The sequence below is a fragment of the uncultured Meiothermus sp. genome (assembly GCF_937863175.1).
Classification (GTDB): Bacteria; Deinococcota; Deinococci; order Deinococcales; family Thermaceae; genus Meiothermus.
On the sequence record NZ_CALMCQ010000371.1, the window covers coordinates 1 to 7,574 of the forward strand.

General features: G+C 61.4%; 6 protein-coding genes and 1 pseudogene. 4 read left to right on the forward strand and 3 right to left on the reverse strand.

Annotated features, from left to right (window positions below; genetic code table 11):
- Nucleotides 1-1,883 (forward strand): annotated as a pseudogene (locus tag Q0288_RS13855) (chromosome segregation protein SMC); the annotation flags it as partial.
- Nucleotides 1,884-1,944: 61 nt separating this feature from the next.
- A complete protein-coding gene (locus tag Q0288_RS13860) occupies nt 1,945-2,454 on the forward strand; it encodes a MerR family DNA-binding protein (RefSeq protein WP_299431476.1) in 510 nt (169 codons plus the stop codon).
- 133 nt (nt 2,455-2,587) lie between these two features.
- On the opposite strand, the gene Q0288_RS13865 is transcribed toward Q0288_RS13860, so the two are convergent.
- The gene (locus Q0288_RS13865) at nt 2,588-3,610 is read right to left on the reverse strand and encodes a tyrosine-type recombinase/integrase (RefSeq protein ID WP_299431479.1); all 1,023 of its coding nucleotides are present in this window, start codon (nt 3,608-3,610) and stop codon (nt 2,588-2,590) included.
- 135 nt (nt 3,611-3,745) lie between these two features.
- On the opposite strand from Q0288_RS13865, the gene Q0288_RS13870 reads away from it, so the two are divergent.
- Nucleotides 3,746-4,093 (forward strand): hypothetical protein, encoded by a 348-nt coding sequence (locus tag Q0288_RS13870; protein ID WP_299431482.1) that lies wholly within the window; start codon nt 3,746-3,748, stop codon nt 4,091-4,093.
- 67 nt (nt 4,094-4,160) lie between these two features.
- Nucleotides 4,161-5,447 carry a histidine--tRNA ligase gene (hisS, locus tag Q0288_RS13875; RefSeq protein ID WP_299431485.1) on the forward strand — a complete coding sequence of 429 codons (1,287 nt, stop codon included), beginning with the start codon at nt 4,161-4,163 and terminating at the stop codon, nt 5,445-5,447.
- A gap of 107 nt (nt 5,448-5,554) precedes the next feature.
- Here the strand turns inward: hisS and Q0288_RS13880 are convergent, their stop codons facing one another.
- Together Q0288_RS13880 and Q0288_RS13885 are read right to left on the reverse strand one after the other, a co-directional pair.
- Nucleotides 5,555-7,228: a SulP family inorganic anion transporter gene (locus Q0288_RS13880; RefSeq protein WP_299431488.1), complete on the reverse strand. Its 1,674-nt coding sequence runs from the start codon at nt 7,226-7,228 to the stop codon at nt 5,555-5,557.
- A gap of 26 nt (nt 7,229-7,254) precedes the next feature.
- Nucleotides 7,255-7,574 (reverse strand): metalloregulator ArsR/SmtB family transcription factor (locus Q0288_RS13885; protein ID WP_299431490.1); only part of this gene is annotated, 320 nt, incomplete at its 5' end.

Below are 7,574 nucleotides of genomic sequence, written 5' to 3' on the forward strand. Positions count from 1 at the left end.
GCCTCGAGGCCATGCTGCGCTCCGGCTCCGACCTGGCCGAAGGCCCGAAACGGGCCCGCGAGTCTGGCCTTCCGGGTCTGATGGGGGTGGTGGCGGATTTGTTGCAGGTGCCCGCAGGGCTGGAATTAGCCATAGAAGTGGCCATGGGGGGGCGTATGCAGTGGGTTTTGGCCGAGAACGAGCAGGCCGCCCAGGCCGCTGTACAGCACCTCAAACAGCACGGAGGCCGGGCCACCTTCCTGCCCCGCACGCTTCTGCGAAACTTCCAGGAGCGAGAACGCAACTGGGCCGCGTATCCCGGCGTGGTGGGGGTGGCCCGCCGGCTGGTGCAGCTTTCGGCTTGCCCCGAAGCACTGCCCACCCTGCTGGGCGAGACCCTGGTGATGGACAGCCTGGACGCAGCTCTAGCCCTGGTGCGCCAGTACCAGGATCACCCGCGTATGGTGACACTCGAGGGCGAACTCCTCGAGACCTCTGGGGCCATCACCGGCGGACGGATAGAGCGGGGCGGACAGATGCTCTCGCTGCGCCGCCGCTATCAGGAAACCCAGGCCGACGCCCTGCGCCTGGGCGCTGAGGCCCAGGCCCTTCAGGCTCAGACCCATGGCCTGCGGGCTGAGCTAGCCGGGCTGGAGCTCCCGACCCTTCAGCGTCGCCAGACCGAGCGGGCCTCGGAGCTCAAGGCCGTGCAGGGCAGCCTGGCCCGCCTCACACAGGGCCAGGCCCCCGAGGCCCCGCAGCCGGTGGAACCTCCCCAACCCGGGCGCCTGCAAACCCTACGCGACGAGCGCGAGGCGCTAAATACACGGATGGCCCAGGGGCACGAGATCGGTGCCCAGTGGCGGCGCTACCGTGAAGACCAGGAGCGCTTTTTGGATGCCAGGCGGCAGATCGAAGAACTCGAGGCCCGCCTGCACAACCTGCGTAGCGAGCAGGCCGAGCTGGAGCAAAAGTTGGTAGCTACCCGGGCCCGCAGGGGTGAACTCGAGCAGGCCCAGGGCAGGCTGAACCTGCGCCACCGGGAAGGGGCCTTGTACGCTGCCCGTGGCCGTACAAGGGCTTTATCGGAAGAAGAGACCCGGCTGGTTGGGCGCACCAACGAGCTCTTGGCCGAGCTCGAGTCCCTGCACCTGACCCAGGCCCGCCGCGAGGCTACCATCGAGACCCTCCAGGCCGAGCTACAAAATATTCCCCCCGGTTCGGTTGAGGAGGGCTCGGCCCGCAGCCTGGCCCGCGCCCTCACGGAAACCGAGGCCGCGCTGGAAGCCCTGGGCCCCATCAACCACCTGGCCGAGCAGGAGTACGCCCTTCTGGCCGAGGACATCCAGAAACTGGAAGGGGCATTGCAGGAGTCGGAAACCGTGGTGCGGAAGCTCGAGGCCGAGCTTCGCTTGGTAGAGTCCGAATACCACCAGCGGATGCAGCAGGTATATGGCGTGTTCAAGGAGAAGTTTGCCCACTATGCCAGCGCTTTGCTGGACGCCGAGTTGCAGATAGGGCGCACACCCCACGGCCTGGATCTGGTGCTCAAGCCCGCCGGTAAGCGCACCGTTCACCTCAACCTGCTTTCGATGGGCGAGCGTACCATGGGCGCCCTGGCCTTTTTATTTGCCCTCTCGGAAGTAGGGGAGACTGCCACCAACGGGGGCGGAGGGCTGCCCATTGCCATCCTGGACGAAGTAGACGCACCTTTGGACGAGGCCAATATCCAGCGCTTTTGCCGCTTCCTGCAGCACTTCAAAGGCCAGACCCAGTTCATCCTGGTTACCCACCAGAAACGCACCATGGAAGCCTGCGATGCCCTCTATGGCGTGACCACTGATCGGGGCATCAGCCGGGTTTTCAGTATCAAGCGGGAAGAGCAAGCCTTGACTCCGTACTAGAGTACGGAGTTTATATTACACTGGAAAGGAGATGCGCCCATGGAAGAAAAGAGGAAGTGCTGTGAGCAGTGCAAGTGCGATGGCTGTCCATGCGACCCGAACTACTGCAACTGCGGCTGCGGTTGTGGATGCAGCTGCCCCTGCTGCCAGAAGAGGTAGGCCCTTAACCATTGCCAGAGTAGCAGCGGCGGCTGGGGTCGGGGTCGAGACGGTTCGATTTTACGAGCGCCAGAACCTGATCACCCAACCCCTTCGCCCTGCTACTGGCTATCGCATTTACTCATTGGACACGGTCCATCGGATCCGGTTTATTCGACACTGTCAGGAGTTAGGTTTCACACTCAACGAGACCCGCGAACTGCTGCGGTTGAACGACGAGGGCGCGGACTGCGAGCGTGCTTGTGGGCAAGTTGCGGAGAAGGTTCATGAACTAGAACAGCGGATCGCCGCCATGACGCGCCTCAGAGACAGTCTAAAATTGCTGCTGGGTCACTGCTCCGAGGGTCACTGCCTGATTATGAAGGAGCTCAACCTCGAGGGTGGCTGTAACCCGGAGTGCGGGATAAACTAAGCCAGCGGAACGACCAGCCGATCGGGGTGGCCTGTGGAGGCCCCGACCTCAACCCTCACCTGCTTGCTCGATGGGCTTTCGAGGACAGCGGGAGGTCTACACTCCCTGCGCAGATTTAGCAGAGGCTCATCATCTAGTCCTCCAGCCGGTCCACTACCTCGAATAGCCCTTCCAGATCCATCTTGGCGTAGATGGCGCTGGTGTTGATGTTGGAGTGGCCCAGCAGCCTGGCGGTAGCGTGCAGGTCGCGGCTGGTTTTGTAGAAGCGGGTTCCAGCGGTGTGGCGCAGCATATGGGCGCCGTAGTAGCGCTCGGGGAAGCCCAGGTCGCGGTAGTGGCGGTTTAAGGCTTCACGCAGTGCTTTTTCGCTCATGCCGCACCCGTGGCCCTTGCGCCCGCCGAGGTTGAGCAACACTCGAGTTTCCCCCGCCCTGGCATAGGCCAGCCGAAGTTTGAGCCACCCATTGAGTTCATCCACCAGAGACTTTGAAAGCGGGACGCTGCGTAGCTTACCGCCCTTGCCGCGCACCTCGAGAAGGCGTTGATCCAGATGCAAATCCTGAAACTTCAAGTGAACGACCTCACTTATACGTAGACCGGCTTCGCCCAGAAGGCGCACTGCCAGGTGGTCGCGGGGGTTGCACGAGGATTCGAGGTGGGCCAGCAGCTTTTTGTACAACTCGGCAGGCAGCGCAGGGCGGCGTTCGTGGGCGGGGGTGGGGTCACGGGGGGCCGTCACCTCGGGCAGTTCGGTGGCCTTGGCCCAGACCAGGGCGCGGTAAAAAGAGCGCACCGCAGCCAGATAGGTAGCAATGCTACCTGGCTTGAGCGGGGTGGGTTCGGGGCCGAGATGGCTCCCTCGAGTCTGAAGCTCGGTAATCCAGTGGTCGAGGTCGTCGGAGGTGGCCTTGAGGATCTCGACCCTTGGCCCAGGCGACTCGGGCGGCCAGGCCCAGGCCAGAAAATCGCGCACGCCCACCCGGTAGAGCTCGAGCGTCCTGGGGCTTAACGAGGCCCGCTTGCGACCTTTGAGGATCAAGAAGGCTTGATGAAGCTCGAGCAAGGCTGCCTCGTCGCGCTCGTGCGCGGCCCGAACCGCCTCGAGCCTGCGTTTGGTGGGGTTGTGCCAGTTGGTCAGGGGAACCAGAGCACCCATACCCAGCACTATATCAAATGTTCGTTTATAAACCTAAAGGGAAATTTGACCAACGGTCAGGGCCGCTCATACAAAATTGAGCCGTCTTTGAGTTAACACCGGGGTTCAAGAACCGCTTCCTATACTTTGTGGTATATGGAAACCAACTTTTTGACTGCGCTGGTGATGGCTGGCCTGATGTTTTTGATTTTGTTTTCGGCCTGGTATCCGCAGGCCCAAAACCGCAAGGTGGATCAGGGGGTGCGGGCGCTGGCTCGGATGTCGCGCCACGCCCGGCGGCACAATACGCTGGTGCGCTACCACAACGGCCTGCCCTTTGTGGTTACCCATCAGCGGCGGGGTCTGGTTTATATGTACTCGGGTAAGATGATTGCTCGAGACCAGCTGGTCAAGGTTCTGGGCAGCGAAGACATCGTGCACCGGGCCGAGCGCGAAGAATCGCTGCTGGCTCCCAACCCCACGCGCCTGACCATTCCCAGCTAACCAGAACCCGTGGGCATACTGCTGGCGGAAGGCATTCCCTTTAGCTTTTTGCACTCGCTAACGTACAATGACCGCCATGCTCAAGGCCGTCTCCGGAACCAACGATATTTTTGCTCAGGCCAGGGAGTACCCCTTCCGCGAGCCGGTGTTTCGTTACATCACCCAGACCGCTGAGGAAGTCCTGCGGGGTGCTGGGGCGCAGATGATTCATACCCCGATTTTCGAGTATCTGGAGGTTTTGCAAAAGGGGGTGGGTCTGACCTCGGACATCGTGGTCAAGAAGGAGATGTATGTCCTCGAGGACCGCGGGGGCCGGGTTCTGGGGCTGCGCCCCGAGCCGACCGCCTCGATGGTGCGGGCCTACAACCAGCACGGGATGAAGGTCTGGCCCCAGCCGGTGCGGCTCTTCACCTGGGGGCCGATCTTTCGGGGTGAGCGCCAGCAAAAAGGCCGCTACAAGCAGTTTCACCAGGTAGACTACGAGGCCCTGGGCCTTTCCGATCCCTTACTGGATGCCGAGGCTATCGCGCTGATGCTGCGCATTTATAAGACCCTGGGCCTGAAAGACCTCGAGGTCAGGCTGGGCTCGGTGGGCGACCCCGAAGACCGCGACCGATTTAACCAGTACCTGCGGGGGCTGTTCCGGCCCTATGCCGAGGTGCTTTCGGAGGAGTCCAGGGTTCGTTTGGAAACCAACCCCATGCGTATTCTGGACTCCAAAAGCGAGACCGACCAGCAGATTGTGGCTGGCTTGCCGGTAAGGCCGATGCTCGAGTTCCTGGGCGACGAGTCGCGGGCCTTCCACCAGAAGGTCTGCCACTACCTGACCCAGCTTGGGGTACCCTATGCAATAGACGCGAGTATTGTGCGGGGCCTGGACTACTACGTGCGTACCGCCTGGGAAGTCCACCACGCCAAAATTGGGGCCAAGTCGGCCCTGGGGGGAGGGGGGCGTTACGACGGCCTTTCCGAGATGCTGGGGGGCCCCCGTGTGCCGGGGGTGGGCTTTGGCATCGGGATCGAGCGGGTGGCGATCGCGCTGGAAGAAGAAGGAGTGGAAATCCCTGCAGACCCCTCCCCCATCCTTTACCTGGCCCCACTGGACGAGGCCGCCAAAATCGAGGCCCTGGCCCTGGCCGAGCAACTGCGCCCTAAAATTTACGTCGAGCTGGGCTACACCCCCAAAAGTCCGCGCAAGGCCCTCGAGGACGCGCTCAAGAAGGGGGCCCGGTACGTGGGGTTTTTGGGCGAGGGTGAGCGGGTCAAGGGAATCGTCACCCTCAAGCACCTGGAAAGCGGCGAGCAGAAGGAACTCGAGCCCCTCCAACTGCACAGCCTTTTTGAGGGGCCGTGATACTACATCAAGCACCGCATCCGCGAATTACCGGATCACCAAACGCTCCGGTAACCTGATTCCCGGCACGCGGCGGGTTTCGGGTTTTCGTCACCTCCCGATTACCACTAAGGGTTTTGTTGTTGTTTGCGTTTTACATGGCTCCAGGCATGAGCAATGGCCTGATCGGTGGTCTCAAACAGGTGATGCCCGTGGGTGGTAACCTTCTCGAGCAGACCCATCCGCTCGAGTACTTCCCTGGGTTGAGGCTGGAGTCCTGAAAGGAGGAACTTGACGCCTCTACGCTCGAGAGCCTCCTTCATGGTCAAGAGAGCATTGGCTCCGCTAGCATCCATCACCTTAACCCGCCGCATCCGCAGGATGAGTGCATCTACCTGCGAAATCTGGGTCAGGCTATTAATAAACTCGCCCGCTACGGCAAAAAACAGTGGGCCATCCACCCGGAAGGCTACCACCCGTTCGCGTAGCAGGTCGTGGTCTATCTCGAGGTGTTGAGGAAGCTGCGGGGTCAGATCCATGGGCTCCAGGCTCAGGGAGTTCTTCATGCGCTGGATGAACAAAATTCCCGCCAACACCAGCCCCACCTCGATGGCCAGCACCAGATCGAAGGCGACCGTGACCCCCATCGTGACCAGCATGGTGCTAAGGTCGCTTCTGGTCGAGCGCAAAATGGCCTGCACCGCCTCCCACTCCACCATCCGCACCGCCACCACCATCAGAATGCCTGCCAGGGCCGCCAGCGGAATGGCCTGGGCCAGCGGCCCCAGCAGAACCACCACCAGCAACAAAAACAGGGCATGAATGATGCCCGAAAACCGGGTCTGTGCACCAGAGCGCACATTCACCGCTGTGCGGGCAATCGCACCTGTAGCCGGAATTCCGCCAAAGATAGGGGCCAGTATATTGGCGAAACTCGAGCCTATTACCTCACGGTCTGGGTCGTGCTTCTCCCGAATGGTCATGCTATCGGCCACCACCGCTGAGAGCAGTGTTTCGATGCCTGCCAGCAGCGCGACGGCCAGTGCTGCGCTGAACAGAAGACTCACATCGGAAAGGCTCCAGTTGGGCAACTGGGGTGCGGGTAGGTTGGTGGGAATCAGCCCAATACGCGGTAGGTCGGGAAACAGCAGGCTGACCAGTGTGACCAGTATCAGGGCCACAATGCTACCGGGGATGTGTTTGATGTAGCGGCCCCATAGCAGGATCAACCCCACGGTGAGGGTGGTCAAAAACAGGGAGGCGACCTGAGGTTGGAGCAGATAAACCCGGATGGCCTCGAGGGTGATGGGCAAGATATGTTCACCCCTGGGCGTGGCGACCCCCAGCAAAGCTGGAACCTGCTGCAAGAATATGATGATGGCGATGCCGTTGGTAAAGCCGATGACCACCGGATAGGGAACCAGTTGAATCAGGCGGCCAAAGCGCAACAGACCAAACACCAGCAGGATCAGCCCGGCCATAATGCCTACCAAAAAAACCTTGTCCACCCCATACTGGGCAATGATGGGCAGCAGTACCACCGTCATGGCCCCGGTGGGGCCGGTAATGTTGTAGCGTGAGCCGCCGAAGGCCGAGCCTACCAAACCAGCCACAATCGCGGTGAAAAGCCCTGCTGCCGCGCCCGCCCCACTGGTCACGCCGAAGGCCAGGGCCAGTGGCAAGGCCACCACCCCCACCGTAAGACCTGCCAGCAGGTCTTGCTGGAAACGTTGCAGGCTGTAGTCGGCAAACTCCTGTCGCCAGGCAGGGACAGGATTGAGAAGCTCGAGGGTTTTAACCACAGAGGCTAAGGAATTAGAGCCAGGGGTCATGATTCTGCTTCGCCCTCCTGACGAATTTGTGCCAGCACCGCCCCTGGCTGGGCCAGTTGCCGCTTGAAAATGGCCCGCCCCAGGTCGAGAAATGCATACACATCCGGGTCGGCAGTGCGATAAAAAACCGTGGTTCCTTCCTTGCGGGTCTCGACAAAGCCCCGTTGCCGCAGAATAGACAACTGCTGCGAGACCGCAGGCTGGTCGGCCTCGAGTTCAACCACCAGTTGCCCGACGCTCTTCTCCCCTGTTCGCAACGCATCCAGCATGGCCAGTCGCAGGGGGTGGCTTAGCGCTTTGAAGAACTCCGCTTTGA

What these genes read in the sequence shown, in the direction of transcription:
- Q0288_RS13870 (WP_299431482.1), top strand. Translation starts at nt 3,746, where the DNA reads ATGGAAACCAACTTTTTGACTGCGCTGGTGATGGCTGGCCTGATGTTT.
- hisS (WP_299431485.1), top strand. Translation starts at nt 4,161, where the DNA reads ATGACCGCCATGCTCAAGGCCGTCTCCGGAACCAACGATATTTTTGCT.
- Q0288_RS13865 (WP_299431479.1), bottom strand. Translation starts at nt 3,610, where the DNA reads ATGGGTGCTCTGGTTCCCCTGACCAACTGGCACAACCCCACCAAACGC.